The sequence below is a fragment of the Thermofilum sp. genome, from assembly GCA_038741495.1.
Taxonomy (GTDB): domain Archaea; phylum Thermoproteota; class Thermoprotei; order Thermofilales; family Thermofilaceae; genus Thermofilum.
Map to the genome: position 1 here is coordinate 444,456 of JAVYKX010000001.1, position 17,644 is coordinate 462,099.

At 58.8% G+C, this 17,644-nt stretch carries 18 protein-coding genes; 8 read left to right on the forward strand and 10 right to left on the reverse strand.

The features are described 5' to 3' along the window. The first annotated feature begins 7 nt into the window (after nucleotides 1–7). On the forward strand, nucleotides 8–856 hold the full coding sequence (nrfD, locus tag QXU72_02620) for an NrfD/PsrC family molybdoenzyme membrane anchor subunit (GenBank protein ID MEM0494146.1): 849 nt from the start codon (nucleotides 8–10) through the stop codon (nucleotides 854–856). Between the two features lie 42 nt (nucleotides 857–898). Here the strand turns inward: nrfD and QXU72_02625 are convergent, their stop codons facing one another. After that, nucleotides 899–1,612: a 50S ribosomal protein L11 methyltransferase gene (locus tag QXU72_02625; GenBank protein MEM0494147.1), complete on the reverse strand. Its 714-nt coding sequence runs from the start codon at nucleotides 1,610–1,612 to the stop codon at nucleotides 899–901. 159 nt (nucleotides 1,613–1,771) lie between these two features. On the opposite strand from QXU72_02625, the gene QXU72_02630 reads away from it, so the two are divergent. Continuing rightward, the gene (locus QXU72_02630) at nucleotides 1,772–2,812 is read left to right on the forward strand and encodes a hypothetical protein (GenBank protein ID MEM0494148.1); all 1,041 of its coding nucleotides are present in this window, start codon (nucleotides 1,772–1,774) and stop codon (nucleotides 2,810–2,812) included. 457 nt (nucleotides 2,813–3,269) lie between these two features. Here QXU72_02630 and QXU72_02635 read toward each other — a convergent pair whose 3' ends face one another. From QXU72_02635 to QXU72_02660, 6 genes are all read right to left on the reverse strand, one after another. After that, nucleotides 3,270–4,451: a CDP-alcohol phosphatidyltransferase family protein gene (locus QXU72_02635; protein ID MEM0494149.1), complete on the reverse strand. Its 1,182-nt coding sequence runs from the start codon at nucleotides 4,449–4,451 to the stop codon at nucleotides 3,270–3,272. Further along, a complete protein-coding gene (locus QXU72_02640) occupies nucleotides 4,441–6,279 on the reverse strand; it encodes an NTP transferase domain-containing protein (GenBank protein MEM0494150.1) in 1,839 nt (612 codons plus the stop codon). The genes QXU72_02635 and QXU72_02640 overlap by 11 nt, the downstream gene beginning before the upstream one ends. Before the next feature lie 528 nt (nucleotides 6,280–6,807). After that, nucleotides 6,808–7,848: a hypothetical protein gene (locus QXU72_02645; protein ID MEM0494151.1), complete on the reverse strand. Its 1,041-nt coding sequence runs from the start codon at nucleotides 7,846–7,848 to the stop codon at nucleotides 6,808–6,810. Between the two features lie 32 nt (nucleotides 7,849–7,880). Continuing rightward, nucleotides 7,881–9,176 carry a C69 family dipeptidase gene (locus QXU72_02650; protein ID MEM0494152.1) on the reverse strand — a complete coding sequence of 432 codons (1,296 nt, stop codon included), beginning with the start codon at nucleotides 9,174–9,176 and terminating at the stop codon, nucleotides 7,881–7,883. A 316-nt stretch (nucleotides 9,177–9,492) separates the two neighbouring features. Then, the gene (locus tag QXU72_02655) at nucleotides 9,493–9,882 is read right to left on the reverse strand and encodes a PIN domain-containing protein (GenBank protein ID MEM0494153.1); all 390 of its coding nucleotides are present in this window, start codon (nucleotides 9,880–9,882) and stop codon (nucleotides 9,493–9,495) included. 3 nt (nucleotides 9,883–9,885) lie between these two features. Next, a complete protein-coding gene (locus QXU72_02660) occupies nucleotides 9,886–10,101 on the reverse strand; it encodes an AbrB/MazE/SpoVT family DNA-binding domain-containing protein (protein MEM0494154.1) in 216 nt (71 codons plus the stop codon). Between the two features lie 170 nt (nucleotides 10,102–10,271). Between QXU72_02660 and rpiA the strand changes: the two genes are divergently transcribed. The 5 genes from rpiA to QXU72_02685 all read left to right on the forward strand — a co-directional run bounded on the left by rpiA (nucleotide 10,272) and on the right by QXU72_02685 (nucleotide 15,170). After that, entirely contained in the window at nucleotides 10,272–10,976 is a 705-nt protein-coding gene (gene rpiA / locus QXU72_02665) for a ribose-5-phosphate isomerase RpiA (GenBank protein ID MEM0494155.1), read from the forward strand. A gap of 33 nt (nucleotides 10,977–11,009) precedes the next feature. After that, a complete protein-coding gene (locus QXU72_02670) occupies nucleotides 11,010–11,462 on the forward strand; it encodes an RpiB/LacA/LacB family sugar-phosphate isomerase (protein ID MEM0494156.1) in 453 nt (150 codons plus the stop codon). 209 nt (nucleotides 11,463–11,671) lie between these two features. Further along, the gene (locus QXU72_02675; protein MEM0494157.1) at nucleotides 11,672–12,661 is read left to right on the forward strand and encodes a pyridoxal-phosphate dependent enzyme; all 990 of its coding nucleotides are present in this window, start codon (nucleotides 11,672–11,674) and stop codon (nucleotides 12,659–12,661) included. Further along, nucleotides 12,643–13,707: a DUF1611 domain-containing protein gene (locus tag QXU72_02680; protein ID MEM0494158.1), complete on the forward strand. Its 1,065-nt coding sequence runs from the start codon at nucleotides 12,643–12,645 to the stop codon at nucleotides 13,705–13,707. The genes QXU72_02675 and QXU72_02680 overlap by 19 nt, the downstream gene beginning before the upstream one ends. After that, nucleotides 13,704–15,170 carry a hypothetical protein gene (locus QXU72_02685; GenBank protein MEM0494159.1) on the forward strand — a complete coding sequence of 489 codons (1,467 nt, stop codon included), beginning with the start codon at nucleotides 13,704–13,706 and terminating at the stop codon, nucleotides 15,168–15,170. The genes QXU72_02680 and QXU72_02685 overlap by 4 nt, the downstream gene beginning before the upstream one ends. Here the strand turns inward: QXU72_02685 and QXU72_02690 are convergent. Together QXU72_02690 and QXU72_02695 are read right to left on the reverse strand one after the other, a co-directional pair. Further along, on the reverse strand, nucleotides 15,154–15,885 hold the full coding sequence (locus tag QXU72_02690; protein ID MEM0494160.1) for a hypothetical protein: 732 nt from the start codon (nucleotides 15,883–15,885) through the stop codon (nucleotides 15,154–15,156). The two genes, QXU72_02685 and QXU72_02690, sit on opposite strands and share 17 nt — an antisense overlap. Nucleotides 15,886–15,940: 55 nt before the next feature. Beyond that, complete coding sequence (locus QXU72_02695) at nucleotides 15,941–16,678, reverse strand: hypothetical protein (GenBank protein MEM0494161.1); 738 nt, start codon at nucleotides 16,676–16,678, stop codon at nucleotides 15,941–15,943. A 91-nt stretch (nucleotides 16,679–16,769) separates the two neighbouring features. Here QXU72_02695 and QXU72_02700 point away from each other — a divergent pair, with 91 nt between their 5' ends. Then, entirely contained in the window at nucleotides 16,770–17,303 is a 534-nt protein-coding gene (locus QXU72_02700; protein MEM0494162.1) for a flavin reductase family protein, read from the forward strand. 38 nt (nucleotides 17,304–17,341) lie between these two features. On the opposite strand, the gene QXU72_02705 is transcribed toward QXU72_02700, so the two are convergent. After that, nucleotides 17,342–17,635 carry a hypothetical protein gene (locus QXU72_02705; GenBank protein ID MEM0494163.1) on the reverse strand — a complete coding sequence of 98 codons (294 nt, stop codon included), beginning with the start codon at nucleotides 17,633–17,635 and terminating at the stop codon, nucleotides 17,342–17,344. Nucleotides 17,636–17,644: the final 9 nt, after the last annotated feature.

A 17,644-nucleotide genomic window follows, 5' to 3' on the forward strand; every position in this document is an offset into this window, starting at 1 on the left:
TGGGGGTATGATGCACCTTCAGGAGAGCTGGGGAATGAACGTTATCCTCGACCTATTCCTCGGTGGGATGGGAGCAGCTGCCTTCATCCTAGCGCTCTACGACTACCTGAAGGGGGAGCGCGAGCTCTCGCTGAAAGTGGCTTTCGCGGGAGTTATCTCGCTCATCCTCGGCCTCTTATTCCTGGTAAGCCACCTCGGCAAGCCTGAAGCAGCGTTCCACGTCTTCCTCTCCCCGAACACGAGTTCGGTGATGACTTACGGTGTATTCTTCAACATCCTATTCCTGGTCTTCGGAGGCCTCTTCGTGCTACCAGCGCTTTTGCCGAAGCTACCCTACTCCGGTAAGGCAGGCGCCATGAAGCTCCTCGGTGTCATCGGAGGGGTCTTCGCGCTCCTCGTGATGATCTACACAGGCTTCCTCATCGCCAGAACGAGCTACCCGCTCTGGAGGAACCCTGCGGTACCCCTGCTCTTCGTGCTCACAGCCCTCTCCGCGGGAGCAGGCCTCTACATACTGGTTGCGGAAGCGCTGAAGAAAACTTTCCCGAGCAGGCTGATCAGCTTCTCCCTGCTCACCACCTTCCTGGCTTTCCTGGCGTTCACTTCGATGCTTCTGTTGGTCGACATAGCGCCCCTGGCTTACAGAGAATCAGTGCACTTCATGCTTAGCGAGAACCTCGCCGCTACAATGCTCCTCTACTTAGTAGGCTTCGCGGCACCCTTCCTAGTATCCCTAGCGCAGAGAGGGAGGAGCTCCAAAGCCCTCACCCTCGTGCTAGCTCTAGCCCTGATCCTCCAGGCCCTGCTCTGCAGGTACCTCGTCGTGAGCTCCGCCTTCATGGAGCTCCCCTGGTAGGGCACTTAAAATACGATTTTTTTCTTTCCCTTAGGAGTCTTCTTACCTGCAGCGTGGAGCTGGCAGCTCTTCCTGCCGGGCGACGTGCTGCGACGAGCCCCTCTCCTTCACGTAAAGGTGAACGAGCACGCTGTCAAGTAGAGCCCACCGCCTGGATAGCAGCTTTGCCCCGCAGACCCTGCCGGTTAAGCTCGAGGATGTGAAGATGAGTAGCCCGCCCCCGCGCAGCACCCTCACGGCGTCTTTAAGCATCTCTTTGAGCGTCTCCAGGTTCTCGCCGGCGCACGCTGCCAAACCTACCCCTTGAAGGCGTGGCAGCGGGAAGTACGGGGGGTTTACGAGCGCGAAGTCGAAAGCCCCGCTTCTCAAGCACTTTGCTTCAGGGCAGACCACCGGGTGGAAGAGAGCATCGAGGCCGTTGAGCGCAGCGTTGAGAGCCCCAGCGCGCACACAGAGCTCATCCACATCGGTTCCGACGACCTCGCAGCTCAGCGCCTTTGCGACGGCGAGAGCCAGCGAGCCCGGGCCAGTCCCAACCTCGCAGCCCACAGAGCCCCTTGCAAGCTTTACAGCAGCCTCGTAGATGAGCTCCGTCGAGACGAAAACGGGCGCGAAGCAGCCCCGCGGGATCCGCAAGCAAACACCCTCAAAGGTCAAGGTCTCCGGGACGAGCCTCGAGAGCATCCTCAGAACGTTGACTGCTAGGAGAGCCCTCAGCCTGCCCAGATAGCTCTTGCTAGGCTCTACACGCAGCACGCCTCAGAACCACTATCGCATGCTTTAAAGCTCAACCCAAGCTCAGCTCTCTGGCAAGGCCTACGTGTTTCCCAGCATCTTAGCAGACAGAGAGGCTCACCCGAAGGGAGTAGCGAGCGAGCCGAAAAAATAAACCCGGTTGTTTACTGTTTGCTTGGAATGAGAGTAGTAGCGATAAAGACGATGGCGTGCATCGCATTATTAGTTTGCGTGGTAGCGATCGCCGCTTCGCTGAAGAGTATCGATAGTCAGGGCAGCGCGAGCGGCAGTTTGAACCATCTATCCCAGGCGAATCTCCTGCCTCAAAAGTCGGAGGATCTCGTAGGTGAGCACCTGCGGGAGTTGAACGCGTGCAGCAGCCTGCAGCTGGGGGAGGGGGATACCCTGATCCTTAAGTACCGGTTCGTCCCTCCCGATAAAATTCTGATAATAGAGGAGGGGGGACGCGATTTCGTCGTGTCCGCTGGAGATGCTTTACTTACAGTAGAGGTTAGTAGAGCAGGGGGAGGCTATCGGGTTCTGTTCAGGTTGACGTACAAGGGGGTTGGGCTCCGCCCGGCAGAGGAGAAGCCGCCGAAAGAGTGGGAGGGGGTTGAGTTCAGCATCGTTAGAGAGCTCCTCACGGTCTACGATCCGGGTCGCGGCTACAGCCTGCTGAACGGCACGCTACTGGGCCGCTTACTCCCCCTGTTCGAGCGGGGCGAGGTTCTATCTGTTGACTACCTCTGGGCGAGACCCGGTGAGAGGTACGATTTGGGGAGAAAGCGGCCTATCCACGCGCGCTTAGCGCAAGTTACCGTATGGGACTTAGAAAAGAGGGTAGCGCTGGTGCTCAACGGTTCGCAGATAGTTGCGTCTAAGTCCTTTGACGAGTTTTACGGTAAGAGCTACGTCGAAGATGTGATCAAGAGAACTGAGGGGCTCAGGGCTCTGGGCGGCTGCCCGAACCTCCTCGCCTCTGTTCACTACGTGAGTGCTTCGGGAGAGGTACTATTTGAGGTGTCCATCGATTACCCCACATCTGTCCCTACTTTCATCCTGATGGAGGGGGCTGCCAGGTACGCACCTGGCGGAGAGTATGTTCGAAACGGTAGACTGATGGTGGAGCTCCCCGCCTCGCTTCTTGCCGAGCTCTTCGGGATACGCTCGACGACGCTAGCGCTGGAGCTTGAGGACGTCCAAGTCGAGCGAAGAGGATAGCTCGGACTCACTCAAATTATCTTTTTTCCTCAATGGGGCTAGTGCACGGTTAGCTTCTCACCTGTAGGCTACCCCGCTGGTATCACTACTCATCTTCACCCCTTGGGATTTCGCGATGGATCACGCGCTTGCCGATGACCGCTCGGCGAGTATCCAGGTCGCTGAGCCGCGAGTACAGCCTTTTAACTCGGGGGGTGATGCTTGGGAGCGTGAGCAGCGCGCTGGAGGCCGCCCTACTGAGGGAACTGGACTGAGCCCGTTTTCACTCGGGGAGAGGCTGGTGCGGGCGGGAGCAGTCTCGTGAAGTGTGTTTTACCGGGCACGCTAGCCCTGGAAGATCCATGCTTCGCCAGCTTCATCTACCAGCGCTACACCCTTAAGCGCCTTCGCGCGATAGCGAGGACTTTATGTCTACAACCTCAGTGAATCAGGCTGCACGAAGCGCAGCTACCCTACTTCAGTGGCTTGTAAAGGATCTGAACAGCAACATCGATGCTCTCTTTACGCCGCTCCTGCGGTCCAGCTCGGATAGGTGCTGGTAGGCTCTGACCGCGTAAACGATCGCTGTGAGCGCTGAGTGGGATAGCGCTGCCGCGAGGGCGAGATGCGGTGTTTGAAGGGCACTGAAGGCTGTGAAGTAAAGCAGGTACACGTTCCTCCTCCCATCAACCTTGGCGAAAAGTCGGTCGAACTCCGCGTACCGCTTCAGCGGGGCTCCTGTTACCAGCGTGAACTGGTTGTAAATATGCCGCACGAAGCAGTCGACGACCAGCAGGGCTAAGCCCATTTGAAGCGCCACCGTGCTCCAGCCGTGCAGCGCCAAGCCGGCGATGAAGGACGCGTAGAGAGCCTGCTCGTACAGTGCGTCGAGCGAGTGCTCAAGGTGCCCCAGCTTCGTTAGTACACCCCGAACCCTAGCGAGCTTGCCATCAACGCCGTCTAGGATGCCGATCAAGTAGGAGAAGATAGAAGCTTCCAGGAACCTCCCGTAAAGGAAGAGGAGGATCGCTGGGATTGCAAGTAGGTTCACTAGCGCGGTGATTCTGTTGGGCGTCACGTAGCGGCTCCTCCCGACGAGACTCACGATAAGGTTCTCCAGGGGCGCGTTGAGCATAGAGGTGAAGTGAACGCCCTTCTGGGCCCAGCGCAGCAGTGCCCTCTCAGCTTCACGCGAAGCAGCGGGCACGCAGGCCGGCCTGTGCCTCCTTTCAACCAGCTCATCCAGCTCAACTGGAGCGGCGAAGCTGCCCAGGGCGTTAAGGTCGCTTACACGCAGTGCACTCCGCCCGTCTACCGCCACTCGGGCGATGATTACACGCCTCGAGTGCGTTCCTGCGACATCGCTCTCATTCTCTAGAATGCGCTGCACAGCATCGGGCGCTACGAGGTAAGAAGCATCTATGAGCACGGCTATGTGGGGCTCCGCCGGGACATCCTCGAGGCTATCGGCAACTCTCACTGACGAATCGCTGAGCGCTGAGAGGAGCTCTTCCACGCCTCTGCGGGCACCACGCTGGGGGACAACTAGCACCTCGCTGACGCTCCCCTTTACGAGGAGGAGCCAGCGTAGGAGCACAGGTGTGCCGTAGTGCGATGAGAGAGCCTCCGGGCCTGCTAGGATGTAAGCTTTAACCTTCACGCTCGATCACCGAGGCCGCTCGACGGGCTAGGAGGGTAACAAAGCCCTTGAATGTCCCGCGTAGCTTCTTCACGAGGTTGTAGAAGAGGAGGAAGGCGAGGAGGAGCAGGATTAGAGCGGCTGCTGTTGAAACGTAGCCGCCGAGGGTGGGGGCCTCGCGAAGCAGCTGTGGCACGTAAAGGAGCGCTAACACGACGACTGAGAGGTAGAGGACGTTCATGGCTAACCCTCTTGCAGAGCTCTCTGTTATGCCCAGCAGCGAGGATAGCTTCACTGCGTAGATGTCCACGATCCTACGAAGCCCGGCTAGGATGCGGTAGCCGTAGTAGATGATCACGACAAGCCTGGCGATGGAGACCACGTCTTCTGCGGTTAACGCCACGGCACCAAGGCTCAGCTCAACCCCCCCTACAGCGACTTGCACTAGCCACAGCAGCGTTAGGGCTGCGAACATCTTCAAGCCGCTTACCACGATCACCTCCACGTAGCGCTCAACGGGCCCCACGTATCTCTCGACCTGCGGGTGAGGCACCACTCTGGCCCGACCAACCCGGGGGGTTGATCGGAGCGAGCCAGCGAGAGCTGCGGCACCGGAGGCGAGCCAGAGGATGGTTGGAAAGATCCAGCCGATGAATGGCGCGAAAACCATTGCGAGAAGTAGCAGCGAGCGGTCTGCCAGAACCCACGCGAGGCTTCTGCTCGGGGCTAGACGCCGGGAAGCTTCGGCTCCAGCTGCGCTGGCCAGCCCTAAAAGCACCAGGGGTAGGAGGGGGCCCGATGGTGCCTCCGGCAGCTGCCAGAGCACTGCGGACAGGAGCGAGGCAGAGTAAAGGATCGAGGTTGCAGTTGAGAGAGCGTTTAACGCTCCTGTTCTACCATGCAGCTCCAGTAGGAGCTCGCGAGCGTCAGATAGCAGAAGAGACGCGTAGGAGAAAGCCAGCAGCACGAGAGGGGTGGCGAATTTGAGGGCGGCAAGAGCGATCGTGAAGGCCGCCAGGGTGAGCTCAGCGAGAGCCATTTTGACGGCTGCTTCACCTCTCGAGTGCGCGGGTTCATCGAGAACTAGGATGCGGCTTACCGGTCTAACTAGCAGCTTCGTCACGGGCTCTGGGAGAGCCTTGCTGCGCTCCCTTAGAACAATGCTGGGGTAGAGCCTCCTAGCCTCCAGTAAGTCTTCCGGGGTATCAACATCCTTCCACAGAAGCCCGGTTACATCGATGAAGTCTACGTCCCCGGCTGCAGCAGCTAGATTCAGCGCGTCGCCGATTGATGCTTGAGGCCCTTTCCTCTCAATGGCTTCCTCGATGTAACTTACGGCTCTCTCCCTGATTACGATGAGGCCGGTGTCTATCCCGTACCTCGGCTCTAGCTCCTTGCCCACGGCAACAATCCTCCCTCCCTCGATCCTAACCTTAAGCCCCTCCCTCACCTCAAGCGCGGAGGGGGTTCTATCCAGGCAGATTGTAAAAGCCTTGTGCGAGCCGTGGGCTAGGAGCCGCTCCAGCAGCTCGTACTCGAAGATGTGGTCGGACATCGCAATGAGGAAGGGTGTTTCCACATGTTTCAGCGCAGTGTACACTGTGTAGAGGTTCCCGAACTCCTCCCTGTCCACGGTGAGCACGTAAACCCCTAACTCGCGGCTCAGCTTCTCGGCATGCTCCCTTCTCGAAACCACGTAGATCGGCCCCAGCCCAGCCCTGCGCAACCTCTCGAGGATGAACCTGATCAGCGGTAGCCCAGGCTCGAGCTCCATCAAGGTCTTCGGCAGGTCTCGCGAGTAGGGGTGAAGCCTGCTGGCTACACCAGCCGCAACTATGACGGCAGGCATTGACCGCAAGCCCGCTCAACCTCTACGCATGGACTTGCGTATAATTACTTAATCCTGGGTGCTGATTTCTCACGATATGCTCTGGCTAAGCTTCCCGTCCGATTCTTGTCAGCATTTTCTAGTTCAAGAACGGGCAGAGTGGGGGTGGCTCGCGCCGGGCGAAGTTCCTCGGTGCATGAGAAGCCGAGCATCACCTAGGTAGAGGGGCGGGAGCAGGCTGGCACGACGCGCGGGAGAGTTTCTGCGCCCAGGGCCTAGAGCCGAGCTGACCCTCTTCAACATTGGGATCATCGGGATCAAGGTGAACGAGCTCATCGGGCCTCACCGTGCGGAGCGAGACTCTCGAGCAGCAAGGCGAGGGAATGCACCACACTACTTTCGTCTTGGACTCCGTGGAGGCGACGGCGAGAGGGCTGGAGGAGCTCGGAGGCGGGCTGGTGCAGAAAGGGGTTTTGGTGGCGTGTCCTACGCCCATGTCGGCGCCGGATCGAGCCTGGGAGCTATCGTGGAGCTCCTCGCCTTTAAGCGCTAGCCTCTAAGCCAGCGCATCTCCTCCATCACTTTTTCCAGTTCGGCTGCGAAGAATCCGATAGCGTAGTCGCTGACACCGCCAACCCACAGCAGTTTCCCCCGGTGGAGGATCAAGCCGTCGCCAAAGATGACGAGCGGCCGATCCCCGTACTTCTCCACGATGCCTCTCGGGGTGAGCAGGTAGTCGCTCACGGCAAGGAGCTCGCCGCTGCCGTCGAGGAGGGCGAAACCCTCCCTGTACGAGTAGTCGCCCTTCAGCACCCCGTGCCAGCCGATCAAGTACTCGTTGCTCGATAGCTGTATCACGTTCGTCGACCACCCCACCTTGAACTCCCACTCCTCGTGCGCGAGCACAGGCTCCATCGACTCCGCCTCGATCGCCAGCCGGTCCAGGGATGCGGTACCCCTCCAGCAGACTTCAACGTCGCCCAGTGTCGGCCTACAGAGCAGTACGGCTTCACCGCTCTCCAACCGAAGTATCGCGCTGTCCTTCATCTTCGGGGCGAACGAACCCTCCGCCCCCTCGATTCGGAAGTAGCCCTTCTTGAGAACCTCCAAGCTGCTGTCGAGCACGGCCAAGCCTTGAACCCACTTCAGCTCTAAACCACTTGCCGAGTGGTGGTAGCCGAAGCCCGTGTAGAGCATGAGGAAGCCGTCAGGTTGGGCGTAAACCCTTGCGCCCTCGCACCCCCTGAACTCCCACAGCTCATCCGGCCAGAGGACTACTCTAGCCGACACCGGCTTCTCAAGCTCACCTGAGAGCAAGCGCTCCACATCCACTGCGAAGAGGCAGATGCTGGACGTGTAGTTATAGTATTCGAAGATCGTGCGCGGGAAGACCAGCAGCTCCCTCCCCCTCAGGGCAGCGCCCGGGTTGAAGGCTGCGACAGGCTTGCGGGGGTAGTTTGCAATGGCCAGGTCTGAGGGGAATACATAGGCGAGTCTCTCGAAGACATCGTGCGTTCTGGGCGACCTCAATCCTCTGAGCTCGCGCATCTTCGCTAAAGCCTTCTCCCTCAAGCGACCCTCCAGCGTCACGGAGGTCTCACTAGCGGCTCGTAGATAAAATACTATAGGCCAGCGGCCTTATTCACTTTCCTCCAGTAGGATGCGTAGAACGGGTTGAAGCAACGACCCGGCTTGCTGCGCTGAAGCCACTTCTCCTCCACTTTCGCCGCTGCCTCGAAGGCTTCCAGCGTTAGCTTCCTTAAGGCATCAGCGGAAGCTTCACCCCTCAGGTATGCCTCTCTCAGGCTCAGCGCTCTGGCGTAGAACTCCCTCTCGAGCTCCCCTAACTCAGCAGCTATTTGTGGGGCGTAGCGCTGGTAGCTGCAGTTGATCCTCCTGCTCAGCGCCTCGTGCCTCCACCAGTAGCTTCTGCCGCCGTCGTACTTGCCGGTGGGCGGGGGCCCTAAGTCGGGCAGCCCGGCATCCAGGAGCACAGGCTTGAACATGCTGATGCAGGGAGTAGATGTGCCTGTGGTGAAGGCGAGAGGAGCCCTATCGTAGAGCAGCGCTATCAGGGAGCAGGCTGTCTGCGAAGGCCTCGCGAGCCCGCCAGCGTGCATGCACACGTCTCTCATGGATCCCCTGCTCGGGTCGTAGGGCTCGAAAGAGTGGCTGCGGAGCAGGTTCGCGGCGAAGAAGAAGTCGATCGAGCCTTTCGCCTCCCTGAGCTTTCCCATCGTGAACGCCTGCCTCTCTCTCCCCTTAGCCATCCGCGTGTAGAACCAGTCCGAGTACCTTCTGGCGAAGTTCGCCTCCCCCTTCGAGGCCAGCTCGGCAACCTTTCTCGACGCTGAATCCCAGTCAGAGCTAATCGAGAGAGCGTTCGATATCGACGCGACGTCGCTGACGCGCTTAGCTACCCACTCGCGCCCTGCGGTCTCGAGGACCCACGCGCTCCCGGGATCGGCGATGAGGAAGGAGTTGTGGTAGTAGAAGCTTCTCGCCGCGCTGCAGCTACCCCCCTGCCCGTGCTCCTCGATCAAGCGTGTTATCCAGTCAACCGCCTCCTTAGCGTTCCTGCTTCTCTCTAGGGCGAGCCTGACGAGATCCATTCCCGTCAGCCCTTTTCTAGAGTACGGCTCTCTGGTGAATACGGCCTCGTTCCCGATCGCAACCCCGTGTTCGTTAACACCCATCTCCGCTCCCCACATCCAGTAGGGACGGCAGATGAGAACCGCGTACACTTCATCCACTTGCTCGACCTCAATGTAGGTGCACTTCACCCTCTCTTCCGCGGTGCTTCTGCGCGGGTGAAACTCCACAACTTGAGCTTCGTTGGGCTCCCGATCGCTGTTCTTGGCGAAGATTGTAAACCCTCCGCGAGTCGCATCTTTCAGAGCGACGAGAGTGTCGCACACGGGTCGCGTAGCCTCGCGTAGCATAATAGGCTTCCGCACAGCCCTTCTAGCGGTGAAGAGTCCAGCAGGGACTTCAGCTGTCCCCGCGCGGGAGCTCGAGGCAAAGGAGGGGTGGAAGCCAAGCGATAGCGAAGCGTAGCGGAGCTCAACTTTCCCAGCGTTGCTGAGCCTCTGGCCGAGGTCGGAGTACGCCCAGAGCCTCGAGAGGCTGCTGTGCGTTGATGGCCGCTGCGCTGAGCGTCCCGCAGCACTAGGGCGTGCTTTTCGCGGTGAAAGGCGGTTTCTCGGCAGAGGATGGGGCTCACCTTCAGCGGTTTTAGGGGCGTGTGGGTACTCCTAGTTCTTCGGCGAGCTTTCGAAGCTTCCTATCGTACGTTGCGATCTCGGCGTTAAGCGTGAGGGCTAAGGCGAGGATTACGTGGTCGTTCAGCTCCCTGATGGAGGCGCTATGCTTAGCCCAGAGCTCTAGGCCTCTCTGCACGACGTGAGGCGGCTCGCATAGAATATTGTACTCGGCCAGCTCCCTGATTTTCACCAAAACGAAGAGAGGGTCTCGGGTCAACTCCGCGATAACTCTAACATACTCGTAAACCACGATCTGCGGTATCGCAGAGTCCTTCTCGTTGAGCAGCTTCAGGCTCTCCTCGTGGAACTCGCTGTCCTCTACACTAGCGTAGACGAGCACGTTAGTGTCGAGCACCAGCATACTCTACAGCGAGAACGTTTTCTCGGCAATCTCCTCAATCTCCTCGACACTCAACACCCTACCAAGCTTAATCGTCGACCACTTCCTCTTCACAGGCTTCAGCAAAGCCGCATCACCCCGCAGCTCGAACTCCACGTAGTCACCTTCCCTAATGCCCAAAGCCTCCCTAACCTCCACTGGTATAGTGACTTGGTAGTTCCTAGTGACCTTAACCCTCACGGGATCGATAATACTAACTAATATATAAAGATAGCTACTAGGAGAGCCCGCCGTACCGCACAGCTGGCGTGAGCGTGTGGACCACCGCGGTGTGCGGCAGCCCTTCCAGGCGCCCTCGCACCTGTAGATCTCACAGCATTATATTAAACCCTGAAAGTGGGCGTCTACGCGTGAACGTCGAGGTAGCTAAGCTGAACGCTGCTAGAGCCGCGCTCGCCGAGATCGAGAGCTGCACCGTGGTGGGAGTAGGCACGGGCTCGACGGTGGAGAAGCTCATCGAGCTGCTTGCGCGCTCCGAGGAGCTAAAGGGTAAGCTTTACGTCCCCTCATCGCTGGACACAGCCCTGAAGCTGCAGCGCGCCGGTCTCCGCGTCCTTCACCCCGCTTTCTCTCCCGAGATAGAGGTGTACGTCGACGGAGCCGACGAGGTCGACCCAGGTCTTAACATGATAAAGGGCGGTGGAGCTGCGATGACGATGGAGAAGGTCCTGGCGTACTACTCCAGGAGAAGGGTGTTCATAGTCGACGCGGCGAAGCTCGTCCGCAAGCTTGGCGAGAAGCATCCAGTACCCCTCGAGGTTCTGCCCTGGGCTCTCGGCCACGTTCTCCGCCGGCTGACGGAGCTTGGGTTCAGGGCTGAGCCCAGGAGGGCGCCCGGGGGCAAGGCTGGCCCTGTCGTCGCGGATACGGGGGGCGTGCTCGTAGACGTCTACACGGGTCCTATCGACGACCCCCGCGAGCTTGACTCGCTTCTGAGAAGCCTCCCCGGGGTTGTGGAGACAGGGCTCTTCGTAGGTTACGCTGACGCAGTCTACGTTGGCTGGCCAGAGCGGGTTGAAGTCCTCTCGAAGAGCGCGCGGAGCTCTACCGCGTAACGCTTAAGGACTCAGGCGGCTAGCTTACTGCCGATGAGGGTCGCGTTCGGGTCCGACGACAACTACTCGATAGCTGGCTTCGTAGCCCAAGAGCTGAGGCGGAGGGGGCACGAGGTTATCCTAGTGGGAGCCCCGAGTACCGGCAAGCTCTATCCGTGGCCCCGCGTCGGGGTCGAGGTGGCGAAGCTCGTAGTTGAAGGCAAAGCGGAGACGGGTATCGTCATGTGCTACACGGGCACCGGCGTGAGCATCGCGGCGAACAAAGTGCCGGGAGCGAGGGCTGCTCTATGCGTGGATGCTAAGACAGCGAGAGGTGCAAGGCTGTGGAACGACGCGAACATCCTGGCGCTCAGCGCCCGCCTCCTCTCGGAGGAGCTCGCCAAGGAGATTCTCGACGCCTGGTTCGAGACGAGGGAGATTGACCCTACAGAGCGCGAGAACATCGAGGAGCTGAAGAAGCTTGACTTAGAGTTTCGCAGGCTTTAGTGAGGCTCGATAGCCTCCCAGCTGAGAGGAGTGCTTTTTCCCTCCGTTCACGCGAAAGTAGCGGGATGAAAGTGTTCTCATTTCTTTCTGGGCAAGATACCTATACTGGTATCAGTATCAGGGTTTTTTCATCCCCTAGGGAGTTTTTCATCATTATACTCACCAGCGTAGATGAAGCCTAAAACCTAGCCTGCCCGCAAAAGCGGCTGGTGGAGGGGGTGGACGAGGACTCGTCGAGTAAACGCATTCAGGCTCTCAAGCTGAAGGCTGCAACCCCCCTGATTCCTCTCACTGTCTCGAAGCATCTTTTCGGCCTTAACGGGCACCCGGTTTTCGTGAAGTGGGAGGGAGCTAATCCGACAGGAACTCACAAGGACCGCGCAGCGCTTGCTCACGTAGCGGCGGCAGTTGAGAGAGGGTACGCGGTAGTGACCGCTGGCACGTGCGGCAACTACGGCGTTGCTCTAGCCTACTACGCTCTCCTCGCCGGGGTTAAGGCTGTGATCTTTGTGCCGAAGGGGTACGAGAACAGCCGCGTCTCCGAGATGAGGAGGTACGGGGCAAAGGTCGTCTTCGTGGAGGGATCCTACGAGGAAGCGGTGGCTCTCAGCTCTCGAGCGGCTAACTCCAACGGGTGGTACGACGCAAACCCCGGGAGCCCCAACGACGTGCTAAGCTTGAGAGCTTACAGCGCGATCGCCAAGGAGATTGTTGCCGAGCTGGGTGACGCGCCTTACGCTGTAGCGGTTCCCGTGGGTAACGGGACTACGCTGGCCGGGCTCTACCTGGGCTTTCTGGAGATGTACAGGGAGGGGCTCGCCACCCGCATGCCGAGGCTTATCGCTGCCAGCACGAGCCACGCGAACCAGGTGGTTGAGAGCTGGAAGCGGGGGAGCGTTGAGCCCGTTGAAGTCCCACCCAGCTCTGTCTCCGAGACTCCTGTCAACGAGCCGCTCGTAGCTTACGAGGCACTTAACGCTCGGGATGCCTTGAAAGCTCTCTACCTGACGAAGGGGAGGGCTTACGCCTTCGGGGACGAGGAGATGGTTGAAGCGTCTCTGCTGCTGAGAGCTACTGAGAGGATTAGCGCCCTCCCCGCCTCCTCTTCCTCTATTCTCGCCCTGAGAGAGTTTCTTAAGGAGGAGCCGGAGGGGCCCTTGGTCGCGGTGATCACGGGGAGATGGCAGAAGAAGCGGTAATCCTGGCTGAAGGGCTTTTCGCCACGACAGACGGTAAAACAGCCCACGGGCTCCTCCGCAGGAGCGAGAAGTATAGGATCGTCGGTGTCATTGACAGTACCCTGGCCGGCCGCGACGCCGGGGAGGTTTTGGATGGCAGGCGAAGAGGGGTTAGGATCTACGCGACGCTGGAAGAGGCTTTGAAGGAGCATCGAGGCGTGAAGTGGCTGATCGTAGGTGTAGCTACCCCGGGCGGGAGGCTGCCGGAGGAGTACAGGCGGATCGTGAGAGAAGCTATCGAGAAAGGGCTCGGGGTGGTTTCGGGGCTCCACGAGTTCATTAGCGACGATCCGGAGCTCTCGAAACTCGCTAGGGAGAGGGGCGTCCAGATTATTGACGTCAGGAAGATCTACTACAGCATGAGGGTTTTCTACACGGGGAGGATAAAGGAGGTTAAAGCGCTGAAAGCCGTTGTCGTGGGGACGGACTCCGCTGTGGGCAAAAGGACTGTCGCATGGATGCTTGCGGACGAGTTGAACGCTCGCGGAGTTAAAACAGTATTCATCGGAACAGGGCAGACGGCCTGGATGCAGGGAGCAAAGTACGTTTTCGTCCTCGACAGCGTGATCAACGACTTCGTGACGGGCGTCCTCGAGGATACCGTGTATCGGGCATACATAGAGGAGAAACCCCGCGCCATCGTGGTTCCCGGTCAGGGTTCGCTTCTCCACCCGGTCTTTCCGGGGAGCTACGAGATACTTAACCTGCTCAGGCCGGAGGTCACTATCCTGCAGCACGCTCCAGCGCGGAAGCACTTCGACGGCTTCCCCGAGTATCCTATCCCCCCGCTCGAGAAGTACCTCCAGCTCATCGAGATAATCACCGGTAGGCCGGCTTTCGCGATCACTATGAACGCGGAGGGTATGACGGAGGAGGAGGCGCTGAGAACTAGAGAGAAGCTGGAGAGCGAGTACGGCCTACCGGTGGTCATACCGCTGAGGGAGGGTGTGGGCAGGATTGCCGATCTGATGATCGAGAGGTTCCCCAGCTTGAGGGGGGAGGGTTGAGAAGCCTCAAGTGCTTCGATAGAATCCAGGTGAGGCTCGGCAAGCTCAAGAAGCGGAGCACGGAAGTTATCTACACTCTGGAGCTCGACGGGTTGAAGAAGGAGTACAGGCTGCTGAACGCTTACCCTGAAGACCTGCCCGAGAAGGGCTTGAGCGAGATGGCAGCGCTGGCCGGCATAGTCCCCGCGGTGAACTACGGTCTCTTCGCGGAGGAGATAGCCCTCGATCTGCCACTCCACGAGCTAGACTACTCCTTCTTCGTCGACATGATGCGCATAACTGCCCGCGACATATTTGTGAACCGAATCCTCGCAAGGACGGGCCTGATCAAGGAGGAGTACATCCCCGACCCGGAGAGCATCACACCTGAAGACGCGGAGCCCCGCGCCCACGTAGAGGTTAGAGAGACCTTCACGGGTACCGAGCTCGAGAGCGAGCCTCACTACGGTAGGTGCGGGGTCATGTCCTCCGGGGGTAAGGAGAGCCTCCTCGCCTACGGCCTCCTCCGGGAGCTCGGCTGCGAAGTATACCCGTTTTTCCTCAACGAGTCGGGGAGGCACTGGTTTACAGCGCTCACAGCGTACAGGGAGCTGAGCCGCACCGACGCGAGGACGAGGAGGGTCTGGAGCAACGTGGACAGACTCTTCGCCTTCATCGAGAAGAACATGAAGATCGTGGTACCCTACTACTGGAGGAAGAACAGGGAGATCTACCCCATCAGGCTGTTCTGGTACGCTCACTTCATACTCTCCTTCCTCCCGCTAGCCGTCAAGTACGGTGTGGGTAACGTAGTCATGGGGAACGAGTTCGACGACACGGCGCAGCTTTCCTTCGAGTACAGGGGGATAAGGCACTACAACGCGGCGTACGACCAGTCCCTCGACTTCGACAGGTACATGACCAGGTGGTACGGGGAGAGGGGGCTCGGCCTCAGGCAGTGGTCTCCTCTGCGCCCCATCGCCCCTCTGATCGTCATCCGAATACTCTTCAACCGGTACCCTGAGCTAGCAAAGCTGCAGACGAGCTGCCACTCCACCAGGATCATCGACGGCGTAGTGAAGCCGTGTGGAACATGCTTCAAGTGTAATGGGGTGCTCCTAATGCTCCTCGCAGAGGGCGTAGACCCCCGCACCATCCGGTACGAGCAGAGGCACGTCGACACCCTCCCGGAGAGAGTGAGGAAGGGGATGCTAAGGCTGGAAGAGTCTATCGTCGAGCACTGCCTTTTCAAGGTCGCGGAGAAAGGGCTCTGGAAGCTGCCGGGAGCTCGGCCTCACTGGCACGTCGAGACCATTCACTTCGACAATGTGAACAGCCCGCCCGACTTCATCCCCGACCCGGAGCTGAGGCTACGGGTTCTCGAAGTTTTCGAGCAGTACACGAGAGGGTACACGAAGCTAGTTGGGAGGAGCTGGGCTCCTCTAAGCGAAGAGGAAATCCGGTCGATTAAAGGGCTAGCCTGAACCCTTCCGGAGTCTTTTCGAGCAGCACGTGGACTTTCCCGAGGACTCCGAGCCTCTCCGCTGTTTTGACCCACCCATCGGAGAGCGCGACAGCGATCAGCACAGCGGAGAGGTGCGCTTTCGCTTGCTCCACCAGAGAAAGGAGCGCGCTCAGCGACTCGAAGTTGGTGGCGACACCCTTAGCAATGAGCACCTTGCTATCTTTCTCTAAAGCGTCCTTGGGTAAGTGCACGTGAACGATCTCCCCCCTCTCTAGCGACAGGTATTGCGCGGTGAGCAGCTTCCCCCAGCTGGTCCACCCCCTTTCAGAAGCTACGCAAACCCCTGCGGAAAACCACTCGCCGAGGATCGCTGCCAAAGCGGAGTTCTTCTCGGGGAACGTGAGCACAACGTCCACGTCCACGTCGGAGAGCTTCCTCCAAGCTAGGTAGCCCACGATGTTCAGCAGCCGGGGGTTGAACAGCAGCCTCCACTCTTCGAACGCGCTCTGCCTCCCCAGAGCTCTCTGGAGGGTTTTCTCGATAAGCCCCTGCGCTCTCACGCCTTCCAGTATCTTCTTTGCTGTCTGCCTCTCAGGGAACTGGGCGAAGCTCGTGTAGCGCCAGAGCACCTGCGCTGGAATGCCGAGCAGCTCTTCAAGCTCCTTGAACGTGTACGCTTCCTTCAGCCCGTTCAAAAGCTTCGCCGCGATGTAAGAGCTCTCCTCAGCCTCCAACGCTACCAGAGAGGGTCTATAATGAGAAGTGTAAAAAAGTTGCTCTTACTTAAAGTTACTCGACATTTATCCTGACGCTACTCTCCCTTCCCGTCTCCTCGCTCACCGCACCCCTAAGCTCTCTCTGCACCTCCTCCTGGAGCTTCCTTATCTCCTCAACCTTAGCTTTCACCCTCTCCAGCCAGTCCTTGCTGCACTCGATACCCCGGTGCACGAAGTACGCGATTCCCTCGTTCCTGCTCTTGAAGATCCCCGCCTCCACAAGCGCATCAATAACGTTTAAGTCGGCTTGAGATATCCTTGCAGAGGAAACAACCGCGGAGGGCGCCCGGTACCACGACGCGCTCAAACTCTCCTCAATGATCCTCCCGATATCGGGAAGCTTTATCTCGGGGATTCTTATCCTGATTTCCCTCCTAACTCTCTCGGAGGAAAGGGAGTCTCTAAGATCCTCCAGCCTGTCGAGAAGCTCGTCAACCATGTCCTCCAGCTCCTCCTCGAACTCCTCAAACCTATCCTTTAAGCTCTCAAACTCCTCGCGGCTTAAGAGGTTTGCATACTCTCGGCGGAATTCGCGGAGAGTTCTCCAGCCCTCAAGCCTAAACTCACCCAGAAGGCTCTTCGCCTCGAAGCGTACTCTCCGAAGTTCACCTATCACTTCTCCGAAGCTAGCCCCCTCCCTGATCTTCTTCTCCAACGTCTCCAGCTCATCTTCGAGCTTGCGAAGCTTCTCGGAGTACTTGCTGAAAATCTCGTTTAACCGCTTCTCAGCGTCGCCCGGCACAGCAGACATATTGTATCGATACAATACAGAACTACCCCTATATAAGCATTTCTCTGAGCGATGTTTATTAGGTGCCGCGCGCAGCCTCTAATCGACTAGCATGATACGAGTCTCGAAGTTTTACCTGCTGCTTCACCCGCGCCCAGCTTACGTGATCGGCAGCGGCCGCGTGGGCGAAGTAGTTAACTTCATGGCGGCCAGCTGGGTCACCCCAGTAGCAGAGGAGCCCCCGCTCGTCGGCGTGGCTATAGGTGTTGAGAGCTACACGCACGAGCTCATAGAGAAGTACGGGGAGTTCACGGTCAATGTGCTTCCGGTCTCCATGCTCGGTAAGCTGTACCAAGTTGGCAGTACGAGTGGGAGGAGCGAGGACAAGTCGAGGGTACTCGCGTACCGTAAAGGCGAGAGCGTTTCAGCACCGGTAGCTGAAGGCGCGGTCGGGGTGCTGGAGTGCGTAGTTGCAGATAAGCTGCGCGCAAGAGATGTTACCTTCTTCGCCGGAGAGGTTAAGCTCGCGGCGGCTGACGAGAAGCTTTTCTCGGAGAGATCGGGCTGGAACTTCAAGGAGATAGACTTGCCTCTCCACAACTGGGGCCGCGGCTTCTACGGCGTGGGAAGGTTCTACCGGGCGTAAACGCCGGGTTGGCTTGCAGGCCCCCTCCGGAGGCCTCCCTAGCCTTCGTAAAGCATCTCTATCTCTATCGTAGGAACGCACTTCTCCTCAGTTTCCTCACCGAGCTCCTCGCTGTTCAGCGCGATTCTGCAGTAAGCAGCCTTACCCCCTGTAACGCGCCGCAGAGTCTCAGCCACGTAAGCCGCCTTGGAGATGTTGTGCCCGTAAGCTTTCAACACGATGCGTTTCCCCCCACTCCTGAATCTGTGGAGAACTTCTAGAGCGTAGCTCCCGGGGGTTTTCTCACCGATGATAATCACATCCTTATCTCTACTACTCAGAGCTACCACCATATACTTACT

Coding starts and splice junctions, on each gene's coding strand:
- nrfD (MEM0494146.1), top strand. CDS start 8: ATGATGCACCTTCAGGAGAGCTGGGGAATGAACGTTATCCTCGACCTA.
- QXU72_02630 (MEM0494148.1), top strand. CDS start 1,772: ATGAGAGTAGTAGCGATAAAGACGATGGCGTGCATCGCATTATTAGTT.
- QXU72_02695 (MEM0494161.1), bottom strand. CDS start 16,678: ATGTCTGCTGTGCCGGGCGACGCTGAGAAGCGGTTAAACGAGATTTTC.
- QXU72_02700 (MEM0494162.1), top strand. CDS start 16,770: ATGATACGAGTCTCGAAGTTTTACCTGCTGCTTCACCCGCGCCCAGCT.
- QXU72_02670 (MEM0494156.1), top strand. CDS start 11,010: ATGAGGGTCGCGTTCGGGTCCGACGACAACTACTCGATAGCTGGCTTC.
- QXU72_02655 (MEM0494153.1), bottom strand. CDS start 9,882: ATGCTGGTGCTCGACACTAACGTGCTCGTCTACGCTAGTGTAGAGGAC.
- QXU72_02680 (MEM0494158.1), top strand. CDS start 12,643: ATGGCAGAAGAAGCGGTAATCCTGGCTGAAGGGCTTTTCGCCACGACA.
- QXU72_02705 (MEM0494163.1), bottom strand. CDS start 17,635: ATGGTGGTAGCTCTGAGTAGTAGAGATAAGGATGTGATTATCATCGGT.
- QXU72_02640 (MEM0494150.1), bottom strand. CDS start 6,279: ATGCCTGCCGTCATAGTTGCGGCTGGTGTAGCCAGCAGGCTTCACCCC.